The sequence below is a fragment of the Phenylobacterium sp. genome, from assembly GCF_030645195.1.
Taxonomy (GTDB): domain Bacteria; phylum Pseudomonadota; class Alphaproteobacteria; order Caulobacterales; family Caulobacteraceae; genus Phenylobacterium.
In genome coordinates, this window is sequence record NZ_JAUSLW010000027.1 from 13,656 (window position 1) to 37,312 (window position 23,657).

The 23,657-nt window shown below is 68.6% G+C and carries 22 protein-coding genes; 11 read left to right on the forward strand and 11 right to left on the reverse strand.

Annotated features, from left to right (window positions below; all coding sequences use genetic code 11):
* The first annotated feature begins 109 nt into the window (after window positions 1-109).
* Genes gap through fba form a run of 3 tightly spaced genes read left to right on the forward strand, consistent with a single transcriptional unit; the run spans window position 110 to window position 3,438 of the window.
* Window positions 110-1,120: a type I glyceraldehyde-3-phosphate dehydrogenase gene (gene gap / locus Q7T09_RS02300; RefSeq protein ID WP_304697352.1), complete on the forward strand. Its 1,011-nt coding sequence runs from the start codon at window positions 110-112 to the stop codon at window positions 1,118-1,120.
* An 11-nt stretch (window positions 1,121-1,131) separates the two neighbouring features.
* A complete protein-coding gene (gene pgk, locus Q7T09_RS02305; protein WP_304697353.1) occupies window positions 1,132-2,322 on the forward strand; it encodes a phosphoglycerate kinase in 1,191 nt (396 codons plus the stop codon).
* A gap of 30 nt (window positions 2,323-2,352) precedes the next feature.
* On the forward strand, window positions 2,353-3,438 hold the full coding sequence (gene fba, locus Q7T09_RS02310) for a class II fructose-bisphosphate aldolase (protein ID WP_304697354.1): 1,086 nt from the start codon (window positions 2,353-2,355) through the stop codon (window positions 3,436-3,438).
* A gap of 164 nt (window positions 3,439-3,602) precedes the next feature.
* Here the strand turns inward: fba and Q7T09_RS02315 are convergent, their stop codons facing one another.
* The 3 genes from Q7T09_RS02315 to Q7T09_RS02325 form a co-directional block, all read right to left on the reverse strand.
* Complete coding sequence (locus Q7T09_RS02315) at window positions 3,603-5,240, reverse strand: MFS transporter (protein ID WP_304697355.1); 1,638 nt, start codon at window positions 5,238-5,240, stop codon at window positions 3,603-3,605.
* A gap of 82 nt (window positions 5,241-5,322) precedes the next feature.
* Window positions 5,323-5,814: a bacterioferritin gene (gene bfr / locus Q7T09_RS02320; RefSeq protein ID WP_304697356.1), complete on the reverse strand. Its 492-nt coding sequence runs from the start codon at window positions 5,812-5,814 to the stop codon at window positions 5,323-5,325.
* 101 nt (window positions 5,815-5,915) lie between these two features.
* Window positions 5,916-6,101, reverse strand: coding sequence for a bacterioferritin-associated ferredoxin (locus Q7T09_RS02325; RefSeq protein ID WP_304697357.1), 186 nt, complete (start codon window positions 6,099-6,101; stop codon window positions 5,916-5,918).
* 206 nt (window positions 6,102-6,307) lie between these two features.
* On the opposite strand from Q7T09_RS02325, the gene Q7T09_RS02330 reads away from it, so the two are divergent.
* From Q7T09_RS02330 to Q7T09_RS02350, 5 genes are all read left to right on the forward strand, one after another.
* Window positions 6,308-7,372, forward strand: coding sequence for a cytochrome ubiquinol oxidase subunit I (locus Q7T09_RS02330; RefSeq protein ID WP_304697358.1), 1,065 nt, complete (start codon window positions 6,308-6,310; stop codon window positions 7,370-7,372).
* Window positions 7,373-7,440: 68 nt separating this feature from the next.
* Window positions 7,441-8,088 carry a thiamine phosphate synthase gene (gene thiE, locus Q7T09_RS02335; RefSeq protein ID WP_304697359.1) on the forward strand — a complete coding sequence of 216 codons (648 nt, stop codon included), beginning with the start codon at window positions 7,441-7,443 and terminating at the stop codon, window positions 8,086-8,088.
* A 68-nt stretch (window positions 8,089-8,156) separates the two neighbouring features.
* On the forward strand, window positions 8,157-8,726 hold the full coding sequence (gene efp / locus Q7T09_RS02340; protein WP_304697360.1) for an elongation factor P: 570 nt from the start codon (window positions 8,157-8,159) through the stop codon (window positions 8,724-8,726).
* Window positions 8,726-9,520, forward strand: coding sequence for an inositol monophosphatase family protein (locus Q7T09_RS02345; RefSeq protein WP_304697361.1), 795 nt, complete (start codon window positions 8,726-8,728; stop codon window positions 9,518-9,520). The genes efp and Q7T09_RS02345 overlap by 1 nt, the downstream gene beginning before the upstream one ends.
* A gap of 67 nt (window positions 9,521-9,587) precedes the next feature.
* Window positions 9,588-10,607, forward strand: a complete 1,020-nt coding sequence (locus tag Q7T09_RS02350; protein WP_304697362.1) for a glycerophosphodiester phosphodiesterase — start codon at window positions 9,588-9,590, stop codon at window positions 10,605-10,607.
* Between the two features lie 85 nt (window positions 10,608-10,692).
* On the opposite strand, the gene Q7T09_RS02355 is transcribed toward Q7T09_RS02350, so the two are convergent.
* A complete protein-coding gene (locus Q7T09_RS02355; protein WP_304697363.1) occupies window positions 10,693-12,543 on the reverse strand; it encodes an ABC transporter transmembrane domain-containing protein in 1,851 nt (616 codons plus the stop codon).
* A gap of 118 nt (window positions 12,544-12,661) precedes the next feature.
* Here Q7T09_RS02355 and rpmE point away from each other — a divergent pair, with 118 nt between their 5' ends.
* Complete coding sequence (gene rpmE / locus Q7T09_RS02360; RefSeq protein WP_293495507.1) at window positions 12,662-12,886, forward strand: 50S ribosomal protein L31; 225 nt, start codon at window positions 12,662-12,664, stop codon at window positions 12,884-12,886.
* 131 nt (window positions 12,887-13,017) lie between these two features.
* On the opposite strand, the gene Q7T09_RS02365 is transcribed toward rpmE, so the two are convergent.
* Window positions 13,018-13,530, reverse strand: coding sequence for a DUF1465 family protein (locus tag Q7T09_RS02365; RefSeq protein ID WP_304697364.1), 513 nt, complete (start codon window positions 13,528-13,530; stop codon window positions 13,018-13,020).
* Between the two features lie 177 nt (window positions 13,531-13,707).
* The gene (locus Q7T09_RS02370; protein ID WP_304697365.1) at window positions 13,708-13,911 is read right to left on the reverse strand and encodes a DUF1192 domain-containing protein; all 204 of its coding nucleotides are present in this window, start codon (window positions 13,909-13,911) and stop codon (window positions 13,708-13,710) included.
* An 84-nt stretch (window positions 13,912-13,995) separates the two neighbouring features.
* Here Q7T09_RS02370 and Q7T09_RS02375 point away from each other — a divergent pair, with 84 nt between their 5' ends.
* Entirely contained in the window at window positions 13,996-14,973 is a 978-nt protein-coding gene (locus Q7T09_RS02375; protein ID WP_304697366.1) for an NAD(P)H-quinone oxidoreductase, read from the forward strand.
* A 6-nt stretch (window positions 14,974-14,979) separates the two neighbouring features.
* On the opposite strand, the gene Q7T09_RS02380 is transcribed toward Q7T09_RS02375, so the two are convergent.
* From Q7T09_RS02380 to Q7T09_RS02400, 5 genes are all read right to left on the reverse strand, one after another.
* Window positions 14,980-15,765 (reverse strand): ABC transporter ATP-binding protein, encoded by a 786-nt coding sequence (locus Q7T09_RS02380; protein WP_304697367.1) that lies wholly within the window; start codon window positions 15,763-15,765, stop codon window positions 14,980-14,982.
* Window positions 15,766-15,776: 11 nt separating this feature from the next.
* Complete coding sequence (gene ntrB, locus Q7T09_RS02385) at window positions 15,777-16,607, reverse strand: nitrate ABC transporter permease (protein WP_370689189.1); 831 nt, start codon at window positions 16,605-16,607, stop codon at window positions 15,777-15,779.
* A 56-nt stretch (window positions 16,608-16,663) separates the two neighbouring features.
* The gene (locus tag Q7T09_RS02390; RefSeq protein ID WP_304697369.1) at window positions 16,664-17,938 is read right to left on the reverse strand and encodes a CmpA/NrtA family ABC transporter substrate-binding protein; all 1,275 of its coding nucleotides are present in this window, start codon (window positions 17,936-17,938) and stop codon (window positions 16,664-16,666) included.
* 14 nt (window positions 17,939-17,952) lie between these two features.
* Window positions 17,953-19,317, reverse strand: a complete 1,365-nt coding sequence (locus tag Q7T09_RS02395; protein ID WP_370689188.1) for an alginate export family protein — start codon at window positions 19,315-19,317, stop codon at window positions 17,953-17,955.
* Window positions 19,318-19,719: 402 nt separating this feature from the next.
* Window positions 19,720-20,598, reverse strand: coding sequence for an SDR family NAD(P)-dependent oxidoreductase (locus tag Q7T09_RS02400; protein WP_304697370.1), 879 nt, complete (start codon window positions 20,596-20,598; stop codon window positions 19,720-19,722).
* 430 nt (window positions 20,599-21,028) lie between these two features.
* On the opposite strand from Q7T09_RS02400, the gene Q7T09_RS02405 reads away from it, so the two are divergent.
* Entirely contained in the window at window positions 21,029-23,638 is a 2,610-nt protein-coding gene (locus Q7T09_RS02405; protein WP_304697371.1) for a TonB-dependent receptor, read from the forward strand.
* Window positions 23,639-23,657: the final 19 nt, after the last annotated feature.

Here is a 23,657-nt window from a genome sequence, read left to right on the forward strand (position 1 = left end):
GACACACTTTGCGGCAAGACTTGATCGGTCCAGGGGTTGACTCAAGCGCCCCCAACCCGAAAAACCGCGCGCAAATCCAAGTATCGGTTCAGCTCTTGAGGAGATCTCCATGACCGTCCGCGTCGCCATCAATGGGTTCGGCCGCATCGGCAGGAACATCCTGCGCTCGCTCGTCGAACATGGCCGCACGGACATCGAGGTCGTGGCCATCAATGACCTGGGCCCGGTGGAGACCAACGCCCACCTGCTGCGCTACGACAGCGTGCATGGCCGCTTCCCGGGCGTGGTGACCGTCGACGGCGACACCATCGATCTCGGCCACGGCAAGATCAAGGTCACCGCGATCCGCAACCCGGCCGAACTGCCGCACAAGGATCTCGGCGTCGACATCGCCTTCGAGTGCACCGGCCTCTTCACCACCAAGGAAAAGGCCTCGGCCCACCTGACCGCCGGCGCCAAGCGCGTCCTGGTCTCGGCCCCCTGCACCGACGCCGACAAGACCATCGTCTATGGCGTGAACCACGACACCCTGACCGCCGAGGACCTGGTGGTCTCCAACGCGTCCTGCACCACCAACTGCCTGGCGCCGGTCGCCCATGTGCTGCAGGCCCTGTGCGGCATCGAGCGTGGCTACATGACGACGATCCACTCCTACACCGGCGACCAGCCGACCCTGGATACGATGCACTCGGATCTCTACCGGGCGCGGGCCGCGGCCATGTCGATGATCCCCACCTCCACCGGCGCCGCCAAGGCGCTGGGCCTGGTGATCCCGGCCCTGAAGGGCAAGCTGGACGGCTCCTCCATCCGCGTGCCCACCCCCAATGTCTCGGTGGTGGACCTGACCTTCGTGCCCAGCAGGACCACCACCGTCGAGGCCATCAACGCCGCCTTCGAGGCCGCCGCCGCCTCGGGCCAGCTCAAGGGCGTCCTGGCCGTCACCAAGGACCCGCTGGTCTCCATCGACTTCAACCACGCCCCGGCCTCCTCGACCGTGGCCCTGCCCCAGACCCAGATCGTCGACGGCGGCCTCTGCCGGGTGCTGTCCTGGTACGACAACGAGTGGGGCTTCTCGACCCGCATGAGCGACACCGCCATGGCCATGGCGAAACTGATCTAAGAGATCAGATCATGACCTTCCGGACCCTCGACGACGCCGACCTGAAGGGCCGACGCGCCCTGGTTCGCGTGGACTTCAATGTGCCGATGCACGACGGGCAGGTGTCGGACGACACCCGCCTGCGCGCCGCGGTCCCCACCATCGAGAAGCTGCGGGCCGGCGGGGCCAAGGTGATCCTGCTGGCCCACTTCGACCGGCCCAAGGGCAAGGTGGTGCCCTCCATGAGCCTGGAGCCCATCGCCCCGGCGCTCGCCAAGGTGCTGGGAGCGCCCGTCGCCTTCGGTCCCGACTGCGTGGGTCCGGCGGCGGCCTCGGCGATCGCGGCCCTGAAGGCGGGCGATGTCCTGCTGCTCGAAAACGTCCGCTACCATGCGGGCGAGGAAAGCAACGATCCCGATTTCGCCAAGGCGCTCGCCGCCAACGGCGATCTCTATGTGAACGACGCCTTCTCCGCCGCCCACCGGGCGCACGCCTCCACGGCGGCCCTGGCCCACCTGCTGCCGGCCTATGCGGGCGAGCAGATGCGGCTGGAACTGACCGCCCTGGACAAGGCGCTCGGCCATCCCGAGCGGCCGGTGATGGGCATCGTCGGCGGCTCCAAGGTCTCCAGCAAGCTCGACCTGCTGCGCAACCTGGTGACCCGGCTGGACAAGCTGGCCATCGGCGGCGGCATGGCCAACACCTTCCTCTACGCCCAGGGCCACGACGTGGGCCTGTCCTATTGCGAGAAGGACCTGGCCGAGACGGCGCGGGATATCATCCGCCTGGCCGGCCAGAACAACTGCAAGCTCTTCCTGCCGCTGGACATCGTGGTGGCCGAGGCCCTCGCCCCCGGCGCTGCGGCCCGCGTGCGCGGCCTGGGCGAGGTGGATGAGCACGAGCGCATCCTGGACGCCGGCCCCGAGACCGTGGAGCGGCTCTGCCGGGCCATGGAGAACTCCAAGACCTTGATCTGGAACGGCCCGCTCGGCGTGTTCGAGATGCCGCCCTTCGACAAGGGCACGGTGAGCGCGGCGCGTTACGCGGCAGGCCTGGCCAAGGCCGGCAAGTTGGTGGCGGTGGCCGGCGGCGGTGATACAGTCGCGGCTCTGAATGCAGCCGGCTGCGCGGATGACTTTACTTTCGTCTCCACGGCGGGCGGCGCGTTTCTTGAATGGATGGAAGGCAAGGAGCTGCCCGGCGTGGCGGCCCTGGCCAATTAGACTAACGATTTTGATGGAGCGCGGGGACACATGGCCCGGGTCACACTGAGACAACTTCTGGATCACGCCGCCGAGCATGGCTACGGCGTGCCGGCGTTCAATATCAACAACATGGAACAGGCGCTGGCGATCATGGAGGCCGCGGAGGCCACCGACTCGCCGGTGATCATGCAGGCGTCGCGCGGCGCCCGGTCCTATGCGAACGACATCGTGTTGAAGCACCTGATCGACGCCATGGCCGAGATGTACCCGCACATCCCGATCTGCATGCACCAGGACCACGGGAACAACGAGGCCACCTGCGCCACGGCGATCCAGTACGGCTTCACCTCGGTGATGATGGACGGCTCGCTGAAGGCCGACGGCAAGACGCCCGCCGACTACGACTACAACGTCAAGGTCACCCGCAACGTGGTGGACATGGCCCACTGGGTCGGCGCCAGCGTCGAGGGCGAGCTGGGCGTGCTGGGCAGCCTGGAGACCGGCATGGGCGACAAGGAAGACGGCCACGGCTTCGAGGGCAAGCTCGGCCACGACCAGCTGCTCACCGATCCCGACCAGGCCGTCGAGTTCGTGAAGGCCACCGAGGTCGATGCGCTGGCCATCGCCATGGGCACCAGCCACGGCGCCTACAAGTTCACCCGCAAGCCGGACGGCGACGTCCTGGCCATGGGGGTGATCGAGGAGATCCACCGCCGCCTGCCCAACACCCACCTGGTGATGCACGGCTCCTCCTCGGTGCCGCAGGACCTGCAGGACATCATCAACCAGTACGGCGGCGAGATGCCCCAGACCTGGGGCGTGCCGGTGGAAGAGATCCAGCGCGGCATCAAGCACGGCGTCCGCAAGATCAACATCGACACCGACAACCGGATGGCCATCACGGGCGCGATCCGCAAGGTGTTCGCCGAGAAGCCCGGTGAGTTCGATCCGCGCAGCTATCTGAAGCCCGCCAAGGAAGCCATGCGCAAGGTCTGCGTCCAGCGCTTCGAGGAGTTCGGAACCGCCGGCCACGCCTCGAGCATCAAGGCGATCCCGCTCTCCGACATGGCCAAGCGCTACGCCTCGGGCGAACTGGCCCCGAAGATCGGCGTCACGCGCCAGGCTGCGGAGTAGCACTGAGCTACTTCCTCCCCCTGCGGGGGAGGGGGACCGCGTAGCGGTGGAGGGGGTTAGGGCTTTGCCGCTTCAACGGCCGAAGCCCCCTCCGTCTCGCGGCCTTCGGCCACGATCCACCTCCCCCGAAACGCGCTACGCGCTGGGGGAGGAATTTGGGGCGCCTAGTCGATGTTGGCCCCGCGCATTTCCTTCACGAAGAAGACGCCCACCACCACCGTCACGGCGGCGATGACGATGGGGTACCAGAGGCCGTAGTAGATATTGCCCGTGGCGGCGACCATGGCGAAGGCGGTGGTGGGCAGGAAGCCGCCGAACCAGCCGTTGCCGATGTGGTAGGGCAGCGACATCGAGGTGTAGCGGATCTTGGCCGGGAACATCTCCACCAGGGCCGCGGCGATGGGCCCGTAGACCATGGTCACATAGAACATCAGCAGGAACAGCAGCCCCACCACGGCGGGCTTGTGGACCAGGGCGGAGTCGGCCTTGGCCGGATAGCCGGCGTCGGAGAGGGCGGCGGTCAGGGTCTTGGCCCAGGCGGTCTTGGCGGCGGCGAACTGCGCCTTGGGCAGCTTGGTCCCGTCCAGGCTCGCGACCTCGACGGCGCCGATCCTCACCACGGCCAGCGTCCCGGCCGGGGCGGCCTGGTTCGAATAGGAGACCCCGGCGGTGGCGAGCGCCGACTTGGCCACGTCGCAGGAGGAGGTGAAGGCGGTCTTGCCGACGGGATCGAACTGGAAGGCGCAGTCGGCCGGGTCGGCGATCACGGTGACCGGGGCGCTGGCGGTGGCGGCGGCCAGGGCGGGGTTCGCGGCCGCGGTCAGGGCCTTGAAGATCGGGAAGTAGGTCAGGGCCGCCAGCAGGCAGCCCAGCAGGATGATCGGCTTGCGCCCGATCTTGTCCGACAGCCAGCCGAACACCACGAAGAAGGGCACGCCCAGAATCAGGGCGAAGGCCACCAGGGTGTTGGCCAGCGCCCCGTCGAGCTTGAGCATCTTCTCCAGGAAGAACAGGGCGTAGAACTGGCCGGTGTACCAGACCACCGCCTGGCCGGCGGTGAGCCCCGCCAGGGCCAGCAGCACCAGCTTGAGATTGCCCCACTCGCCGAACGCCTCGGTGAGCGGCTTCTTCGAGGTCGTGCCCTCGTCGACCATCTTTTGGAAGACCGGGCTCTCGTTGAGCTTCAGGCGGATCCACAGCGAGACGCCGAGCAGCAGGGCCGAGACCAGGAAGGGGATGCGCCAGGCCCAGGCCTTGAACACCTCCTCCCCCAGGCTGGAGCGCACCGCCAGGATGACGATCAGGCTGAGGAAAAGGCCCAGAGTCGCGGTGGTCTGGATCCAGCTCGTATAGAGGCCGCGCTTTCCGGGCGGCGCGTGCTCGGCGACATAGGTGGCCGCCCCGCCGTACTCGCCCCCCAGGGCCAGGCCCTGGATGAGGCGCATGACGATCAGGGCCACCGGGGCGGCGACGCCGATCTGGTCATAGCCGGGCAGCAGGCCGACGGCGAAGGTCGACAGCCCCATCAGCAGCATGGTGACCAGGAAGGTGTTCTTGCGGCCCCAGAGATCGCCCAGGCGCCCGAAGACCAGGGCTCCGAAGGGACGCACCGCGAAGCCCGCGGCGAAGGCCAGCAGGGCGAAGATGTAGCCGGTGGTCTCGTTGACGCCGGAGAAGAAGTGCTGGGTGATGAAGCCGGCCAGCGAGCCGTAGAGGTAGAAGTCGTACCACTCGAACACCGTGCCCACCGAGGCCCCGGCGATCACCATGCCATTGCCGCTCGCGCGCTTTTCCTGAGCCATGCCGCCCTTCCCCCGAAGTTTCGAGCCGGGAGCCTAGCTTCAATTGCGCGGCTGTCGACCGTCCGGGAGAACCCGGGCCGACTTAGTGGCCTTCGCCTCCGGCGAGTTCGCCCATGGCGCTCTGCAGATAGTTCTGCTCGCCCAGTTGGCGCACCAGGCTGATCTGGGTCTCCAGGAAGTCGATATGCTCCTCGGTGTCGGTGAGGATCTCGCGCAGGATCTGGCGGCTGACATAGTCGGCCGAGTCCTCGCAGAGCTTGATGCCGCGAACCTGGTCGGCGCGACCGCCCACCTCGACGGCCAGGTCGGCGGCCAGGCATTCGGGCACGGTCTCGCCGATCTTCAGCTTGTGCAGGTCCTGCAGGTTGGGCAGGCCGTCGAGGAACAGGATGCGCTTGATGAGCTTGTCGGCGTGCTTCATCTCGCCGATCGACTCCTCGTAGGTCACCGCCCCCAGCCGGGCCAGACCCCAGTTCTGGTACATCCGCGCATGCAGGAAGTACTGGTTCACCGCGGTCAGCTCATTGGTCAGGACCGCGTTGAGCAGCTGGATGATCGCCTTGTCGCCCTGCATGTGAGCCTCCGTGAAATGCCCGCCAGGCGCGCAACCTCAGGCGGGCGGCGGGACCTGTCAAAGCCTATGTTCGATCGTGATACGGCCCCGCCAGCGGCGGGCTATTCGGCGGCGTAGCGCAGGGCCTCGTCCTGTTCGTCGACCATCTGCTTCATGTCGCAGACGCAGCGGGCGCACTGGGGCCTGGCCCCACAGGCGCGGAAAATCTCGGCCGGGCGCTGAGCGCCCCCCTCGATGGCGGCGCGGACGTCGCGCTCGCGGATGCCGTTGCAGTTACAGACGTACACGGGGACTCTTCCCTCCGACTACGCCTCCACCTCTATCAGATGCGAACGCCGTTGCAACTCATTATCATCTAGATTCGAGGTCTCGCGGAACGGGCGCGACGGTTTGTCGCTGCGCCCGCGCTTGGCGTCACACGTTATCCGGGATGAGAGTGCGCGCCCGGGCTGGCGGAGACATGTCACCGCCACCTCGCGAAGGGGCCGCGAGCATGGAGGTCGACGCCCTATTGTTGTCACGGCTGCAGGCCGCCGCCCTGACCGCCTCCCATATCGCCTTCCCAGGCTTCACCGTGGGGCTGGCCGCCTACCTCGCGGTGCTGGAGGGCCTGTGGCTGGGTTCCGGGAACAGGGTCTTCGAGACGCTCTACGCCTTCTGGCTGAGGATCTTCGCCGTCTCGTTGGGCATGTGCGTGGTGACCTTGGCGGGGCTGGGCTGTGAAATCGCCGCCAACTGGAGCCTGCTCTCGGCGACCCTCGCCCCGATGACGGCGCCGCGGCAGGCCTCGGCCCTGCTCACCGCCGCCTTCCTGGAGACGGGGTTGCTGGCGATCATGCTGTCGGGCTGGCGGAAGATGGACCCACGGCTGCATCTCGCCGCCACCGTCCTGGCGGCCATCGGCGCCTTGCTGCTCTCCTTCTGGCTCGTCTCGGCCGCCGGCTGGAGGGCGGCGATACTGTCGCCGGGCTTCCCGTCCCGCTTCGCCCACCTGGCGCTGGCCTCCTACCTGACCACGGCCCTGGTGGTCGGGGCGGCCTCGGCCTGGCGTGTGGTGAGGGATCCGGAGGAGGTCGAGTCCTCCACCGCCCTGCGCATGGGGGTGGGCCTGGTGGCCATAGCCGCGCCCCTGCAGCTGGTGACAGGCGGCGGCTGGGACGGCGGCGACGCGGCGATCCTCGAAGCCTCCCGGGCCTACCAGGTGATGGTCGGGCTCGGCGTCGCGATGATCGGCCTGGGCGCCTGGGGCGCCTGGCTCTCCTGGCGCAACAGCCTGGAGCGGACCCGCACCTATCTGATCGCGGCGATGGCCATGGCGCCAAGCGGATTTGTCTGCCTCGTCGCCGGCTGGGCGGTCACGGAACGGGGGCGCCAGGCCTTCGCGGTCCACGACCTGTGGCGCGCGCCCTGCGGGACCGCCTCGGCCATGGCTCCGCTCGCCCTGCTGGGTGTCCTGGCCCTGCACGGCCTGGTTCTTGGTCTCGGCGCCCTGTACGTCCTGCGCCTGATCGGCCAGGGCCCGGTGAGCGGCCAACCGCCCGACGCCGCCCGTCCCTGAGCACCCGCCAAACGCCCCGGCGATCTGCCCCTCCCCATGACGGGATGGGATGGGGTATTGGACAGCCCATGACCCCGCCCTGCCGCCTCTACCTGATCACCCCGCCCCGCATCGACGACCTGGCCGACTTCGGCAGGACCCTGGCCCACGCCCTGGACGCCGGCGACGTGGCCGCGGTGCAGATCCGGCTGAAGGACCAGCCCGAAGAGGTGATCGCCGCGGCGGTGGACGTGCTCTCGCCCATCATCCTGGCCCGCGGAGCCGCGGTGATCCTCAATGACGACCCGGCCCTGGCCGCCAGGCTCAAGTGCGACGGGGTCCATATCGGCCAGGACGACATGCCGCTGGCCCAGGCCCGCAAGGTCATGGGGCCGGACGCCATGATCGGGGTGACCTGTCACGACAGCCGGCATCTGGCCATGGAGGCCGCCGAGGCCGGGGCCGACTATGTGGCCTTCGGCGCCTTCTACCCCACCAACACCAAGGAGGCGCCGACCCGCGCCGAGCCGGAGATCCTGTCCATCTGGCAGGAGGTGATGGAGACCCCCTGCGTCGCCATCGGCGGGATCACGGTGGACACCGCGAGGGGCCTGGCCGCCGCCGGGGCGGATTTCCTGGCGGTCTCGGCCGGCGTGTGGAGCCATCCGGAGGGACCGGCGGCGGCGGTGAAGGCGCTGAACGCGCAGATCGCGCTCGGCGTCGCCGACAGGGCCTAACCCCCTCGCCTTGCCTTAGGGGGCCGCTCCCACTAGGTTCCGCGCCTCGAATTTTCGCAAAGAACCCCATGTCCAAAATCAACGCCGTCTCGATCAAGCCGGGATTCATCCTGCAGCATGACGGGGGACTGTGGGTGGCCGTGAAGGTCGTGCACGTGAAGCCCGGCAAGGGCGGCGCCTTCGCCCAGTGCGAACTGAAGAACATCGAGGATGGCCGCAAGCTCAACGAACGCTGGCGCACCTCCGACACGGTCGAGCAGATCCACCTCGACCAGAAGGACTATTCCTTCCTTTACGAGCAGGGCGACATGCTGGTCTTCATGGACCAGGAAAACTACGAGCAGATCGAACTGGCCAAGGATTTCGTCGGCGATGACCAGGTCCGGTTCCTGCAGGACGGCATGGTGGTGAAGCTGCAGCTCTTCGAGGAGCGCCCTATCAGCATCACCCTTCCCGACCACGTGGTCCTGACCATCGTCGAGGCCGACGCCGTGGTGAAGAACCAGACGGCCTCTTCCTCCTACAAGCCGGCCAAGGCGGACAACGGCATGCGCATCTTGATCCCGCCCTATATGGAGGCCGGCGAACGCGTCCTGGTCGCCACCGAGACCGGCGAATACGTGCGGCGGGCCGACTGATGTCCACCCAAACCGCCCTCCTGAAAGTCATGTCCGACGCCGCCCGCAAGGCGGCCCGCGGCCTCAACCGCGACTTCGGCGAACTGACCGAGTTGCAGGTCTCCAAGAAGGGGGCCGCCGACTTCGTTTCCGCCGCCGACCTGAAGGCCGAGCAGACCATCTTCGAGATGCTGCAGAAGGCCCGTCCCGGCTACGGCTTCCTCGGCGAGGAACGCGGCCTGATCGAGGGCACCGACAAGACCCACACCTGGATCGTCGACCCCCTGGACGGCACCACCAACTTCCTGCACGCCATCCCCCACTTCGCCATCAACATCGCCCTGCAGCGCGAGGGCGCCATCGTCGCGGCGGTGACCTACAACCCGGTCACCAACGAGCTGTTCTGGGCCGAGAAGGGCAAGGGCTGCTTCGTCAACGACAAGCGCCTGCGGGTCGCCGCCCGCCAGCACCTGAACGAGAGCGTGCTCGCCACCGGCATCCCCTTCCTGGGCCACGGCCAGCACGCCACCTTCCTGAAGGAGCTGCACCAGATCAGCCAGCGGGTGGCCGGCGTTCGCCGGTTCGGCGCCGCGGCCCTGGACCTGGCCTTCGTGGCGGCCGGCCGCTTCGACGGCTACTGGGAGCGCGACCTGAAGCCCTGGGACCTGGCGGCGGGCCTGCTGCTGGTCAGCGAGGCCGGCGGCAAGGTGACCAGCGCCGAGGGCGACGAGGATGTGCTGGGCTCGGGAAGCATCTGCGCCTCGAACCTGGAACTGCACCCCCTGATCCTGCAGCGCCTGCGCGCGGCGGCCTGACCCCGGCTTCGACTCGTCCTGGTCCAGGCTTGACGATACCGTCACAGGCGCCGGCTAGATCGGAGCCATGACCCTGACCCGACGCGCCTTCTCCGCCGCCGCCGCCGCGCTCGCCGCCACCCCGGCCCTCGCCGCCGGCGCCGCCCGCCCCATCGTCATCGCCCATCGCGGCGCCAGCGGCGAGCGGCCCGAGCACACCCCCATGGCCTATCGCCTGGCCATAGAGGAGGGCTGCGACTTCATCGAGCCGGACCTGGTGCTCACCAGGGACGGGGTGCTGGTGGTCCGCCACGAGAACGAGATCGGCGGCACCACCGACGTGGCCGCCCGTCCGGAGTTCGCCAACCGCAAGACCACCAAGATCGTCGACGGGGAGACGGTCGAGGGCTGGTTCGCCGAGGACTTCACGCTCACCGAACTGAAGACCCTGCGGGCCCGCGAGCGGCTGCCGGACCTGCGTCCGGCCAGCGCCGCCTTCGACGGCCGCGAGGCCATCGCCACCTTCCAGGAGGTCGTGGACCTGGCCAGCGCCGAAACCAAACGGGTCGGCCGGACGATCGGCGTCTATCCGGAGATGAAGCACCCGAGCTTCCTGGCCAGCATCGGCCTGCCCATCGAACAGCGCCTGGCCGACGCGCTGAAGGCCAATGGGCTCGACAGCCGAACCGCCCCGGTCTTCGTCCAGTGCTTCGAGACCGCGCCGCTCAAGACCTTCGCCAGGCTATCCTCGGCGCGGCGGGTGCGGCTGGTGGCCGACGACTCCAAGCACCTGGTGACGGCCGCGGGCCTGAGGGAGATGGCGACCTATGCCGACGGGGTGGGCCCAGACTGGTCCCTGGTGATCCCCGCCGTGGAGGGCGGCCTTGGCCCCGCCACGACCCTGGTGGCCGACGCTCATGCGGCGGGCCTGCTGGTGCATCCCTGGACTGTGCGGGCCGAGAACCGCTTCCTGCCGGAGGCGCTGCGCCACGGGACCGACAAGGCCGCCCATGGCGACGTGGCGGCGGTCTACAAGGCCCTCTACGCCGCCGGCGTCGACGGCCTGTTCAGCGACTTCCCGGGGCTGGCCGTGAAGGCGCGAGGTTAGTTGCCCAGCTTCTCGACCGCCCCCTAGAGTGTCATCCCGGTTTCCGCGGCACGCGGAAGACCGGGATGACACTGAGACTTAGGGGCTAAGCGGCCGCGTTGCCGAACTGCAGGGAGGCGAGCCGCGCATAGAGGCCGCCGCGGGTGAGGAGCTCGTGGTGGGAGCCCTGTTCCACCACCCGGCCCTTGTCCATGACCACGATGCGGTCGGCCTTGAGCACGGTGGCCAGGCGGTGGGCGATGACCAGGGTGGTGTGGCCCTCCATGGCCTCCTCCAACGCCTTCTGGACCAGGCGCTCGTTCTCGGCGTCGAGGGCGCTGGTGGCCTCGTCCAGCAGCAGGATCGGGGTCTCTCGGATCAGGGCGCGCGCAATGGCCAGGCGCTGGCGCTGGCCGCCGGAAAGGCTGCGGGCCCGTTCCCCCAGCGGGGTGTCGAAGCCCTGCGGCAGGGCGTCGAGGAAGCCGTCGGCCTGGGCGGCGCGGGCCACGGCGCGGACCGCCTCGAGGTCGGCCCCCTCGCGGCCGAAGCGTATATTGTCCAGGGCCGAGCCGGAGAACAGCGGCGAGTCCTGGGCCACCAGGGCCATGCGGGCGCGCACCTCGGCGGGATCGGCCTGGCGAAGGTCGACGCCGTCGACCTTCACCGTGCCGAACTGGGGATCGTAGAAGCGCAGCAGCAGGCGGAAGACCGTGCTCTTGCCGGCGCCGGAGGGGCCCACCAGGGCCACCCGCTCGCCGGGCGCCACGCGCAGGTCGAAGCCCTGCAGGGCCGGCAGGTCGGGGCGGCCGGGATAGGCGAAGGTGATGTTGGAAAACTCGATCTCGCCCCGCGGCGGGGCCGGCAGGTGCTTGGGCACGGCGGGCGCGGCGATGCCCGGTCGGGCGGCCAGCAGGTCGCTGATCCGCTCCATGGCGCCGGCCGCCTTCTGGACGTCGCCCCAGGTCTCGCCCAGCGCGCCGACGGAGCCGGCGGCCATCACAGAGAGGAAGGCGAACTGGAAGAGCGCGCCCCAGGTCATGTCGCCCCGCAGGCCGGCATGGACGCCGAGCCAGAAGATTCCCACCACCCCGCCGAACACCAGGGTGATCACCGCGGCGATCATCCCCGCCCGGGCGGTCATGCGGCGCAGGGAGGTGCGGAAGGAGGCCTCCACGGCCCCGCCGAACACCGCCGCGCCCGCGGCCTCGCGCCCGAAGGCCTGGACGGTCTCCAGGGCGTCCAGGGTCTCGCCGGCGTGGCCCACGGCCTGGGCGAACTGGTCCTGGGTGGAGGCGGTCAGCTTGCGCACCTTGCGGCCGAACAGGAAGAGCGGCGCCAGGACTACCGGAATCAGCACCACCACCATGCCGGTGAGGTGCGGGCTGACGATCACCATCAGGATCAGCGCCCCGATCAGCATCAGCAGGTTGCGCAGGGCCACCGAGATGGAGGTGCCGATCAGGCTCTCGACGATCTGGATGTCGGTGGTCAGGCGCGACAGCACCTCGCCGGTGCGCATGTGCAGGAAGAAGGCGGGATCGAGGGTCAGGATGTGGGCGTAGGCAGCCTTGCGCAGATCGGCCACGATCCGTTCGCCAAGCTTGGTGACGAAGAAGTAGCGAAGGGCCGAGGAGGCGGCCAGGGCGACGGCCACCACCCCCATCAGCCAGAACCACTGATCCACCGAGGCCCCGGTGGTCCGGGCGTCCGTCAGGTGGTCCACCAGCAGCCGCACGGCGCCGGAGAGGGCGAGCGTCGAGGCCGCCGCGGTGATCAGGAAGACCCCGGCCAGGCCGACATCGCCCAGGTGGGCCCTCAGAAAGGGGGTCAGGGCCGCCAGGGGTTTGATGTTGCGACTCTTGGGCCGGCGCTCGGCGGCCTCGGAGATATCCTGGGCCAGGGAGGCGCCCACGGTCGGTCGGCCATCGACAGCCGGCCCGGACCCAAAATCACTCATGAAAACCCACGCCCTTGCTCTTGCCCCGCCTTTTCCTGTATAGGCGCGGCTCCGTTCGATCCGCCTGCCGGCGGAGCGATTTCTATATGGCCGCTCCTTTACGTCGGATGCCCGCGCGATGAAACAAGACACCCACCCCGACTACCACTTCATCAATGTGGTGATGGTCGACGGCACCACCTACCGCACGCGCTCCACCTACGGGAAGGAAGGCGCGACCTTGAACCTGGACATCGATCCGAAGACGCACCCGGCCTGGACCGGCGGCAACCAGCAGCTGCTGGACCGTGGCGGCCGCGTCTCGCGCTTCAACGCCAAGTTCGGCGCCTTCACCCGCAAGTAAGAGCGCCGCGCCGGCTCGCCGGCGCGCGCGACTTGGGTCACGAAAAACGCCGCGTGGATCACGCGGCGTTTTTTGCTGTCTGGTGATCGGCGAAAGGCCTCCGCCCGGCGGAGGCCTTCACCTCAGAATATCTAGCCGCCGAAGGCGGTGCGCAGGCGGTCGAACTGGGTCTGGACCGGGTTCGGCGTCTCGACGTCGGTGTCCTCGACATACATGCGGCGATCCAGGTGGCGGACCCGCTCATAGAGGCGCTCGGAGCGGTCCAGCAGCAGCAGCAGACCGCTGGGCAGGTCCTCGTTGGTCTCCGGCGGCGCCCGGCAGACATCCTCGGCGCCCAGGCGGTAGCGTTCGTCGCAGGCGCCCTCGGGGGGCATGTCGCCCTCGCGGACGGCCCGCTGCACCAGCAGCCAGGAGGCCACCTGCATCAGCCGGGTGGTGAGCCGCATGCTCTCGCCGGCATAGGCCAGCGCCGCATTGCGGGAGAGCAGCTTGGATTCCTGTCGTCCGGAGCCGTCCAGATAGCCGGCGGTCTCCTCAACGAGGTCCATGCCCTCCTGGAAGGTGCGGTCGAAGAGTTCCGAACGGGCGAAGTCCTGGATCACGTCCGCCCGCCACGCTCCCGCCAGCAAAGTCCCGTCGCTCATGAACCTACAGTCCCTGACAAATTCGTCCGCGCACAGATGCGCCGTCTGGTCCTAGCCGTTGCAACCGCCGTGCCAAACACCGTCCTGATGCGACAGATACGCCCCCTTATGCCTAACCAGCCCCTAACCGCCCCCTAACCGGGGCCGGACGCCCGAACCGGCTTCCCCTTCAGGCTGTCACCCCTTCGATCCGAACAGGGCGTCGGCGGCCTCGCGCCCCGCCCGCTTCCTTTCGATCTGCGCCTGGCAGCGGACGATCTCGCCCTGCAGCATCTCGATGCGCTCCTCAAGCTCGGCGACGCCATAGAGCTCCAGGTCCTCGCGGACCGCTTCCGTCAGCCGCTGGCCGCGGCCGATCCGAACCTCTGCGGGCTCCTCCATCGAAGACCTCCCTTTGCCGGTTCCGTTTCTGCGCCTATCTGAACCCCCAACGACACCAGCGCGCAAGACCAGGGAGGCCACAGGATGAGCCAGACGGACATGACGGCGATCGCCGTCGAGGGCGGCAAGGGCTCGGCGGCCGACATGAAGGCCGTGCAGCTTCCCCGTCCCGTGCCGGGCCCGGGCCAGATCCTGATCAAGGTGGCCCACGCCGGGGTGAACCGCCCCGACCTGATCCAGCGCATGGGCTTCTATCCGCCGCCCCCCGGCTCGCCCGACACCATGGGCCTGGAGGTCTCAGGCGAGGTGGTCACCGGCGCCGGTCGCTGGAAGGCCGGCGACCAGGTCACCGCCCTGCTGGGCGGCGGCGGCTATGCGGAATATGCCGTCGTGGACGCCCGGCACGCCCTGCCGATCCCCAAAGGTCTGTCCCTGCTGGAGGCCGCGGCCCTGCCCGAGACCGTCTTCACCGTCTTCGCCAATGTGTTCGAGCACGGCGGCCTGAAGGCCGGCGAGACCCTGATGGTGCACGGCGCGACCTCCGGCATCGGGGTCATGGCCATCCAGATGGGCAAGGCCGCCGGCGCCAAGGTGATCGCCACGGCCCGCGGCGCCGACAAGGCCGCCACCGCCAAGGCGCTGGGCGCCGACGTGGCGGTGGACGCCACCACCGAGGACTTCGCCGAGGTCGCCAAGCGCGAGGGCGGCTGCGACGTCATCCTGGACATGGTCGGCGGCGACTATTTCGCCAAGGACCTGGACGCGCTGAAGACGGGCGGCCGCATTGTCTTCATCGCCAGCCAGGGGGGCGGCGAGGTCACCCTGCCGATCGGCAGGATGATGATGAAGCGCGCCGTGATCACCGGCTCGACCCTGCGGCCCCGGGCGCCCGACGAGAAGGCGCGCCTGGCCGCCGCCGTGGAGGCCACCGTCTGGCCCTGGATCGAGGCTGGCAAGATCCGCCCGCGCATCGACGCCACCTTCCCGCTGGCGCAGGCCGGCAAGGCCCACGCCCACCTCGAGGACGGCGCCCATGTGGGCAAGGTGATGCTGACGGCCTGACGGGCGTCAGGCCGCGCGGCGGGCGTAGAGGAACTCGATCACCGAGGCCCGGGCTCCGACATAGGTCGGGTTCCCGGCCACGGCGAGCCGATCGCGGGGCCGGGCCAGGTCGACGGCCAGGATGTCGCCGATGGTCGCCCGCGGCCCGTTGGTCATCATCACGATGCGGTCCGACAGCAGCACCGCCTCGTCGACGTCGTGGGTGATCATCAGGACCGTGTTCTTCAGCGCCGTCTGGATTTCCATGACGCTGTCCTGCAGGTGGGCGCGGGTGAGCGCGTCCAGGGCGCCGAAGGGCTCGTCCAGCAGCAGCACCTTGGGCTGCATGGCCAGGGCCCGGGCGATGCCCACCCTCTGCTTCATGCCGCCGGAGATTTCCGAGGGCCGCTTGTCCCGGGCCTCCGTCATCTTCACCAGGTCCAGGTTGTGCAGGGTCCAGTCGCGGCGCTCGGCGGCGGACTTCTTGCCGGCGAACACCTTGTCCACCGCCAGGCGGACATTCTCCTGCACCGACAGCCAGGGCAGCAGGGAGTGATTCTGGAACACCACCGCCCGCTCCGGCCCCGGCGCCTCCACGGCCTCGCGGTCGAGGATCACCGCCCCGGTGGTCACCGGGATCAGGCCAGCCACCACATTGAGCAGGGTCGACTTCCCGCAGCCCGAGTGGCCGATGATGGAGACGAACTCCCCCTGGTCGACCTGCAGGTTGATGTCGCGCAGCACCTCGGACGTGCTCGCCCCCTTCTGGAAGGTGACGCCGACGCCCTCGATGGAAAGATAGGCCTTGGCCATGGTCAGGTTCCTTAGCTCAGCGCGCTGCCGCGCGAGACGATGCGGCCGGCCAGCGCCACGACGCGGTCGAGGAGGAAGCCGGTGAGGCCCACCCAGGCCAGGGCCACGACGATGTCGGAGATGCGCGAGGCGTTGTACTGGTCCCAGATGAAGAAGCCGACGCCGACGCCCCCCAGCAGCATCTCGGAGGCGACGATGGCCAGCCAGCTCATGCCGACCCCGATGCGCAGGCCGGTGAAGATGTAGGGGGTGGTGGCCGGCAGCAGGATCTTGAAGAAGTATTCCACCGGCGACAGCCGCAGGACGCGGGCGACGTTGACATAGTCGTCGGGGATATTGCGCACGCCGACGGCGGTGTTGATGACGATGGGCCAGATCGAGGTCACGAAGATCACGAACAGGGCCGAGGGATTGGCCTCGTGGAAGGCCGCCAGCGAAATCGGCAGCCAGGCGAGCGGCGGCACGGTCCGCAGCACCTGGAAGATGGGATCCAGGCCCCGGTGAGCCCAGCGGTTGGCGCCGATCAGCACCCCCAGCAGCACACCGCAGACCGCCGAGATGGAGAAACCGAGCGCGACCCGCTTGAGGCTGGTGGCGATGTGCCAGAAGAGGCCCTTGTCCACCCCGCCCCGATCGAAGAACGGATCGACGATCAGCTCGCGGGACTCCGCCCAGATGCGCGAGGGCGAGGGCAGGCCCTCATAGGAGTCGCCGCACAGGAGCTGCCAGACCACCATGATGATCAACAGGGTCAGGGCCGGCGGCAGGACGGCGGCCGCCGTGGCGCTGGCGCGGCGAGCAAGGCCGGCGAAGGGCCTGGGCGGGGGCTCGCGGAGGTCCATGGCGATCGGCTCGCTGGCGGTGAAGGCAGGCTTGGGGAAACTCATCGCACCACCCCCTAGACCAGCTTCTTGATCGACTGGCTGGCCAGGTAGGCGGCCGGATTGGCGGGATCGAAGACCTTGCCGTCGAAGAACCTCTCCACGCCCCGGCTGTCGGCGGCCGGCGCGGCCTGGCCGATGGAGGCCGCCGCCGCGCGCCAGATGTCGGCGCGGTTGACCCTGTTCACCAGGGCCTTGGTGTTGGCGGCCTGGGGCAGGACGCCCCAGCGGACGTTCTCGGTGGCGAACCACAGGTCGTGGGACTTGAAGGGGAAGCTGGCGTTGTCGGCCCAGAACTTCATGACGTGGGGCGAGCCCGTGACCTTGCGGCCGTCACCGTAGTCGATGGTCCCCTGCAGCCGGGGCAGGATGTCGCCCATGGGCACGTTGATGTACTGGCGGCCCGAGACGATCGAGCACATGGCCGGGCGATTGCCCATCTTGTCGCACCAGATCTGAGCCTCCAGCACCGCGGCGGTGAGCGCCCGCGCGGCGCGGGGATAGCGGTCGACCCAGTCGGCGCGCATGCCGAGCGCCTTCTCCGGGTGGTTCATCCAGATCTCGCTGGTGGTGGTCGCGGTGTAGCCGATCTTCTGGTTGACGGTCTGGCCGTTCCACGGCTCGCCCACGCAGAAGGCGTCCTGGGTCCCGGCCTTGAGGTTGGCCACCATCTGGGGCGGCGGAATGACGATGGTGGAGACGTCGGTCTCCGGATTGATGCCGGCCGCCGCCAGCCAGTAGCGGATCCACAGGTCGTGGGTCCCGCCCCGGAAGGTCATGGCGATCTTGGCCGGGTTCTTGGCGGCCTTGAGCTGGGCGAACTTGGCCTTGGCGCCGGCGGCGTTGAGCCCGACCTTCACGGCCTTCAGGTCATTGCCCACCGAGATGGCCTGCCCGTTGGTGTTGAGGCGGGCCAGGATGTACATCGGCAGGGGCTTGCCGCCCGTCTGGACTCCCAGGGTGAACTGCAGGGGCATGGGCGACAGGATGTGGGCGCCGTCTATGCCGCCGCCGCCAGAGCCCAGCACCAGGTTGTCGCGGGTCGCGGCCCAGGAGGCCTGTTTCACCACCTCCACGTCGGGCAGGCCGTGCTTGGCGAACAGGCCCCGCTCCTTGGCGATGATGATCGGCGAGGAGTCGGTGAGCGCGATGAAGCCCAGGCGGGCCTTGGCCACCTCGGGCCCGGCCCCGGCGGCATGCGCCCCGGAGGGGAAGGCGGCCTTGGCGGCCGCCAGGGTGGCCGTGGCGGCCAGGATGGCGTTGCGGCGGGTCAGGTCGGTCTTGTGGGTCATGATCTGCAAGTCCCCTAGAGCTTGTATTCGAGGGTGAGCCACGCCTTGGCGCGCGAGGGCGGGGGCGCCAGCGTGCCGATCGGGACGGCCGCCTCGCGCTGGAAGTCGGCGTATTTCAGCTGGATCGACAGCTTGGGCGTGATGGCGGCGGTGACCTGGACATCCCACTCGTGACCAAGGTCGGCCCCCGTCCTCTGGTCGTCGAAGTCGTGGTAGCGGACCAGGATGTCGCTGTTGAACAGGTAGGTCTTCTTGAACCGCGGCTTGACGTTGAAGCTGAGGTTCTTGTCCTCGATCCCGTCGGCGAAGCTCTTGTTGCCGCCGGCCGAGACGAAGGCGTCCGACCAGCCCTGGAAGGCGTGGACGGTGGCGAGCGGGGTGGTGAAGCCGCGGGCCCCGTCCCCCTCCAGGGACTCGTAGCCGAGCTTGAGGCTGTAGATGTCGAAGGTCCCTGCCAGGTCGGCGCCGACATAGGCCAGGTCGAAGGCCGGCGTATTGCCCCGATAGTCGCTCTGCACCGCGTAGGTGGCGTTGTAGGCCAGCTGGTAGAGCCCGACCCAGGTCTTGCCGGAGACCTTGGCCCCCTTGGTGATCGAGGAATTGATCGCCGAATTGCCGAAATCCAGGGCGTAGACGAAGCCCTGCAGGCGCAGGGCCTCGCCCGGGGACCAGGTGACGTTCAGCAGGTGGCTGTCGCTGTCCCAGTCCTTCAGCTCGCCGAGGATGCGGTTGATATCGGTGACATAGGCGTAGGTCGCCTTGACCCGGCCGAGCGCGACGTCGGCGCGCACGCCGTCGAACGTCTGCTCATCCTGGCGCCAGCCGACATTGCCCACGAAGCGCTGGTCATCCAGCAGGATGCGCTGGCGTCCGGCGGTCACCTGCAGGGCGGCGCTGGGGGTCCAGGTGAGCTGGGCTCGGTTCAGCTCGGTGACGTCGGGGTCGTTGATGATGGGATAGCGGGCCTTGTCGGCGCCGTTCAGGGGCGGGGTCGCCGCCCCGGGCACGTTGACCGCGAAGTGCTCGGGCCCGATCTGGCGGACATCCTCGAACTCGATCAGGCCCTTGAAGCCCTTGAAGTCGGCGGTCTCCCAGCCGAGCCGCGTGCGGACGGTGAAGGCCCGGCCCTCGTCGCGCAGGGTAGCGGTGCGGGTCTGGTCGACGGTCTCGTAGCGGGCCCGCACCTCCAGCAGCAGCTTGCCGGCGGCGATCTGGTCGCTGAGCGTCGGCTCGGGCGCCGGCGGGGCCGGCGGTTCGGCCACCTCGGCCGCCGGTTCCGACTCCAGCGGTGGTTCGGCGGTCTGCGCCTGGGCCAGTCCCGCCCAGAGCAGGGCCGCAACGCCCGTTCCCAGGGCGAGCCTCGTCTTGGTTCTCGTCATGCCTCAATCCCCCAAGGCCAAAAAAAAGACGCCCGGCGAAGCCGCTGAGCGGCCTCTCCGGACGTCGTTGTCCATGCATCCGACGGTCGCCGTCGGCGGCCCTCTCGGGCCCTCGCGGAACCTCGTTGTCCCGCGTGTCGCCCTCAGGAGGGGGCCGGCTGATCGCGTCGGCAATCGGAAAACAGCGCTATCTGGGGGGATCGCCCGCGATCAGGGTCATATTGCACAGCAGCAAAGCAGGATGACCGGCGCCTCTGCCCGCATTTCGCGCGTTTTCGACGCTTGAGGTGCGTTGGAGGCCCGTGTGTGTGGGGCTTCCGACGGATCTGGCGCGCGCCGAGGGTCCGGCGGCGAGGCTCCGGCCCGAGGTGTGAACGCCATTTTCGCCGCACCTGCGAAGGCTCACCCCGGCTGGGCGGCCTCGGCCTGGCCGGCCTCGAACGCCGCGCGGCGGGCCTCCATCTGGGCGAGGCGTTCGGCGCGCAGGGCGGGATCCCAGGCGGTGCGGGGGCCCACATGCATGCCGCCGTCCACCAGCAGGCTGACGCCGGTGACGAAGGCGCTGTCGTCGCTGGCGAAGAACAGGGCGGCGTTGGCGATGTCCTCCGGCAGGCCGGGCTTGGCGATGGGCTGGGCGTCTGGGGCGGTCTGGGCCATGCCCTGCTTGACCATGGTGGCCAGACCCGCAGGCATCACCGAACTGGGGGTGAAGATGTTGGTGAGGATCAGGCCCGGGCAGATGGCGTTCACCCGAACCCCGTCGCGGGCCAGCTCGGCGGCGGCGACCTTGGTCAGGTGGATGACGCCGGCCTTGGCCACGGAATAGGCGATGGGCCCGGCGCCGGCCTGGGTCCCGGCGATGGAGGCGGTATTGACGATCGCGCCGCCACCGCGGGCCTTCATGTGCGGCAGGGCGTAGCGCATGCCCAGCGCCACCGAGCGCAGCAGCAGGTTTTGGCTGAGATCCCACGCCTCGCCGGTCATGTCCTCCAGCCGGGCGGGAGAGCCGCCGGCGCCGGCGTTGTTGAACAAGATATCCAGCCCCCCGAAGGTTTCGGCGCAAGCCGCCATGAGCCCCTCGATCTGGCTCTCCTGCATCACGTCGCAGTGGCGATAGCGGACCTGGCCGTCGAAGCGGGCCTCCAGCGCCGCGCCCGCCGCGTCGTCTATGTCGCCCACCAGAACCTTGGCGCCCTCCGCCACGAAGAGCTCCACCGTCCCCAGGCCGATGCCGGAGCAGCCGCCGGTGATGACGGCGATTTTTTTGTTCAGGCGGTCCATATGCGCTTCCCCACGAGCCGTATCAGGCGATCCCTGCGGCGGAGAATGGGCCTCGCCCACCCTCGGCGCAAACCCGTTCTTCGAAGAATGGCGGGCCGTCTCCGAGCCCTCGCCTCACCGGGCGACCTGCCCCATCAACGATATATTTTGGATAGGTCAGGCTTGCGCTGGCGGCCATGGCCAAGGGGCGCCCCGGACTCATCAGGACAATACTCAATCCTAGTATTTATAAGGCGTAACGGGTTATCCGGCGACCGACTCTGCGCACCCTAAGTTCGAAATATTTCACGCCTTCCGAGCGTGGAGACTCATTCCCCAGCCAGAACTGAAGGGAATGTCAGAGATTGACGGCGCGGAATGCGTACCGCAAATTCGAAGATGACGTGGAAGCCGCGTCAGGCCGAAGAGCCATAGGGGGAGGATTCCTAGGATGTATCGTAGATTCCAATTGCTGGCGGCCACCGCCCTGGTCTCCGTCGCGCTCACGGGCGTCGCCCAGGCCCAGAGCGGCGCCACCACCATCGAGGAGCTGGTGGTCACCGCCGAGAAGCGCGAGCAGAGCCTGCAGGATGTACCGGTGGCGGTCTCGGCCTTCACCTCGGAGAAGCGTGACCTGATCGGGATCAGCACGGTCCAGGACATCACCAACTTCACGCCGGGCCTGGCCTATTCGGCCGGCAACGACCGGATCAGCCTGCGCGGCATCGGCCGACTGACCAACAACCTCGCCTCCGAGCCCGGCGTCGCCACCTATGTGGACGGGGTCTACACCTCATCGACCGTCGAGGTCGGCCGCTCGCCCCTGTTCATCGGCCGGGTGGAGGTGCTGCGCGGGCCCCAGGGCACGCTCTATGGCCGCAACTCCATCGGCGGGGCGATCAACGCCATCTCCAAGCGCCCCACCGACGCCTTCTCCGGCGAGATCCGCGGCAGCTACGGGAACTACAATCGGCGCGTCCTGGAGGGCACGGTGTCGGGTCCGATCACGGACGGCCTGCGCGTCCGCCTCGGCGCCTCGATGACCAAACAGGACGAGGGCTGGTTCCACAACATCTCCGGCGGCCCCGACGAGGGGGACATCCGCGACGAAAAATACTTCGAGGCTCAGTTCGAGGGCGAGCTGGGGGACCATGCCGATTTCTGGCTGAAGGTGGCCAGGAGCAAGTACGACAACCGTTCGGCGCCGGGCGGACGCACCGGCGGCGGCCTGACACCGCTGGACACCGCCCTGATCACGCCCGGCAGCCTGTCGCCCGGCGCCGGCTATGGCTTCGCCTTCGGCCAGAACCTGGTGACCCTGGGCCCGGCCCGGAACGGCGCCTTCGTCACCACCGGCGACCTGACGGCCTTCTCCACCAACGGCGAGACCTTCAACCGGCTGACCGACTACAACGACCAGATCGCCGCCAACGTCACCTACCATCTCGATGGGATGGACCTGAAGTATGTGGGGGGCTTCCAGCACTACAGGTACGCCCTGCAGAGCGACTTCGACGGGACCGCGATCAAGTCCTACACGATCCCGCTGAACCCCGGCCTGACCTCGCCCAGCGCCTGCAACCCCACCTATGTGGCGCTTGGAATCTGCCGGCCCCTGGTGGCGCGGCCCAACGTGGTCAGCCTCTATCAGGAGAACAAGGAGTGGTTCAGCCACGAGCTGAACCTGGCCTCCACAAATGATGGGCCGCTGCAGTGGATCGTCGGGGCCTATCTCTACAACGAGAAGTACAAGCAGCCCTTCGAGATCACCCTGCCCGACCAGGCCGAGCTGGCCACGCCGTCGGCCGCCGCGGCCAATCCCAGGCGGATCATCTACTATACCGACCAGGCGATGGAAGCCTGGTCCCAGGCCGCCTTCGGCCAGATCGACTGGCGGTTCACCGAGACCCTGAAGCTCACCGCCGGCCTGCGCTACACCGCCGACAAGAAGAAGGGCGTGGAGTCCGGCCGCCTCTTCTGCTTCGGCTGCTCGGCGGCGGTGGATCCGCGCGTCCTCGGGTCCTTCACCCCCGTGCTGGACATCACCACCTCGACCTTCTCAGGGGCCCGGCCCGCCGGCGTCACCGACCCGCAGAAGGGTGTCGTCGGCCCCGCCGTCACCGACGCCGCCACCGGCGTCCGCCGCCGCGGGCTCCACGACACCTGGAGCGCCTGGACCGGAACGCTGGGCCTGGAATGGCAGCCGGACACCAATACGCTGGCCTACGCCAAGTACAGCCGCGGCTATAAGGCCGGCGGCTTCAACTCGGGCACCATCACCGCCTTCCCGGAGACCGACTCCGAGCACGTGAACGCCTACGAGCTGGGGCTGAAGAAGGACTGGAGCGGCGCGCTGCAGACCAATGTCTCGGCCTTCTACTACGACTACCAGGACGCCCAGGTGCCCGTGAGCACCCAGCCGCCGGTGGGACCGTCGACCTCGATCTTCTACAACATCCCCAAGGCCCGCAGTCTCGGCTTCGAGCTGGAGAGCATCTGGCAGCCGATCGCCAACCTGCAGCTCCTGTTCAACTACTCCTATCTCGACGCCACCATCCGGGAGTCCTGCTGCATCACCGACGGGGCCGATCCGGCCGCCGTGGCGCCCGGCGCAAAGCCGGTGAGCGCGCTCGGCGCGGTCGATCCGATCACCGGTGCGCCGACCTCCCGGGGCCAGGACCTTTCGGGCAATCACCTGCCGGTGGCGCCGCGCAATAAGATCAGCTTCAACGCCAACTACACCTGGGAGTTCGAGCCCGGCTCCATCACGGGATCGGTGAGCTATGTCTGGCGCGACAAGGTCTATTCCTCGATCTTCGACCGGCCCTATTACCAGGCGCCGGCCCGCAGCCAGATCGACGCGCGCCTGGCCTGGAAAGACGCGGCGGACCGCTACACGGTGATCCTCTACGGCAAGAACCTGACCGACGAGCAGGACTTCGACACCCTGACGGCGACCCGCCAGACTGGCTTCAACGCCGGCGGGGCCTACAACCTGAACCGCACCTATGTCCTGGTCCCGCCGCGGACCTATGGGGTGGAGCTGCAGTACCGCTGGTAGGGCGGACCGGGCGCGCCCT

Excerpts from the sequence above, each read along its gene's own strand:
- gap (WP_304697352.1), top strand. The coding sequence starts at position 110 with ATGACCGTCCGCGTCGCCATCAATGGGTTCGGCCGCATCGGCAGGAAC.
- pgk (WP_304697353.1), top strand. The coding sequence starts at position 1,132 with ATGACCTTCCGGACCCTCGACGACGCCGACCTGAAGGGCCGACGCGCC.
- fba (WP_304697354.1), top strand. The coding sequence starts at position 2,353 with ATGGCCCGGGTCACACTGAGACAACTTCTGGATCACGCCGCCGAGCAT.
- Q7T09_RS02315 (WP_304697355.1), bottom strand. The coding sequence starts at position 5,240 with ATGGCTCAGGAAAAGCGCGCGAGCGGCAATGGCATGGTGATCGCCGGG.
- bfr (WP_304697356.1), bottom strand. The coding sequence starts at position 5,814 with ATGCAGGGCGACAAGGCGATCATCCAGCTGCTCAACGCGGTCCTGACC.
- Q7T09_RS02330 (WP_304697358.1), top strand. The coding sequence starts at position 6,308 with ATGGAGGTCGACGCCCTATTGTTGTCACGGCTGCAGGCCGCCGCCCTG.
- thiE (WP_304697359.1), top strand. The coding sequence starts at position 7,441 with ATGACCCCGCCCTGCCGCCTCTACCTGATCACCCCGCCCCGCATCGAC.
- efp (WP_304697360.1), top strand. The coding sequence starts at position 8,157 with ATGTCCAAAATCAACGCCGTCTCGATCAAGCCGGGATTCATCCTGCAG.
- Q7T09_RS02345 (WP_304697361.1), top strand. The coding sequence starts at position 8,726 with ATGTCCACCCAAACCGCCCTCCTGAAAGTCATGTCCGACGCCGCCCGC.
- Q7T09_RS02350 (WP_304697362.1), top strand. The coding sequence starts at position 9,588 with ATGACCCTGACCCGACGCGCCTTCTCCGCCGCCGCCGCCGCGCTCGCC.
- Q7T09_RS02355 (WP_304697363.1), bottom strand. The coding sequence starts at position 12,543 with ATGAGTGATTTTGGGTCCGGGCCGGCTGTCGATGGCCGACCGACCGTG.
- rpmE (WP_293495507.1), top strand. The coding sequence starts at position 12,662 with ATGAAACAAGACACCCACCCCGACTACCACTTCATCAATGTGGTGATG.
- Q7T09_RS02365 (WP_304697364.1), bottom strand. The coding sequence starts at position 13,530 with ATGAGCGACGGGACTTTGCTGGCGGGAGCGTGGCGGGCGGACGTGATC.
- Q7T09_RS02370 (WP_304697365.1), bottom strand. The coding sequence starts at position 13,911 with ATGGAGGAGCCCGCAGAGGTTCGGATCGGCCGCGGCCAGCGGCTGACG.
- Q7T09_RS02375 (WP_304697366.1), top strand. The coding sequence starts at position 13,996 with ATGAGCCAGACGGACATGACGGCGATCGCCGTCGAGGGCGGCAAGGGC.
- Q7T09_RS02380 (WP_304697367.1), bottom strand. The coding sequence starts at position 15,765 with ATGGCCAAGGCCTATCTTTCCATCGAGGGCGTCGGCGTCACCTTCCAG.
- ntrB (WP_370689189.1), bottom strand. The coding sequence starts at position 16,607 with ATGGACCTCCGCGAGCCCCCGCCCAGGCCCTTCGCCGGCCTTGCTCGC.
- Q7T09_RS02390 (WP_304697369.1), bottom strand. The coding sequence starts at position 17,938 with ATGACCCACAAGACCGACCTGACCCGCCGCAACGCCATCCTGGCCGCC.
- Q7T09_RS02395 (WP_370689188.1), bottom strand. The coding sequence starts at position 19,317 with ATGACGAGAACCAAGACGAGGCTCGCCCTGGGAACGGGCGTTGCGGCC.
- Q7T09_RS02400 (WP_304697370.1), bottom strand. The coding sequence starts at position 20,598 with ATGGACCGCCTGAACAAAAAAATCGCCGTCATCACCGGCGGCTGCTCC.
- Q7T09_RS02405 (WP_304697371.1), top strand. The coding sequence starts at position 21,029 with ATGTATCGTAGATTCCAATTGCTGGCGGCCACCGCCCTGGTCTCCGTC.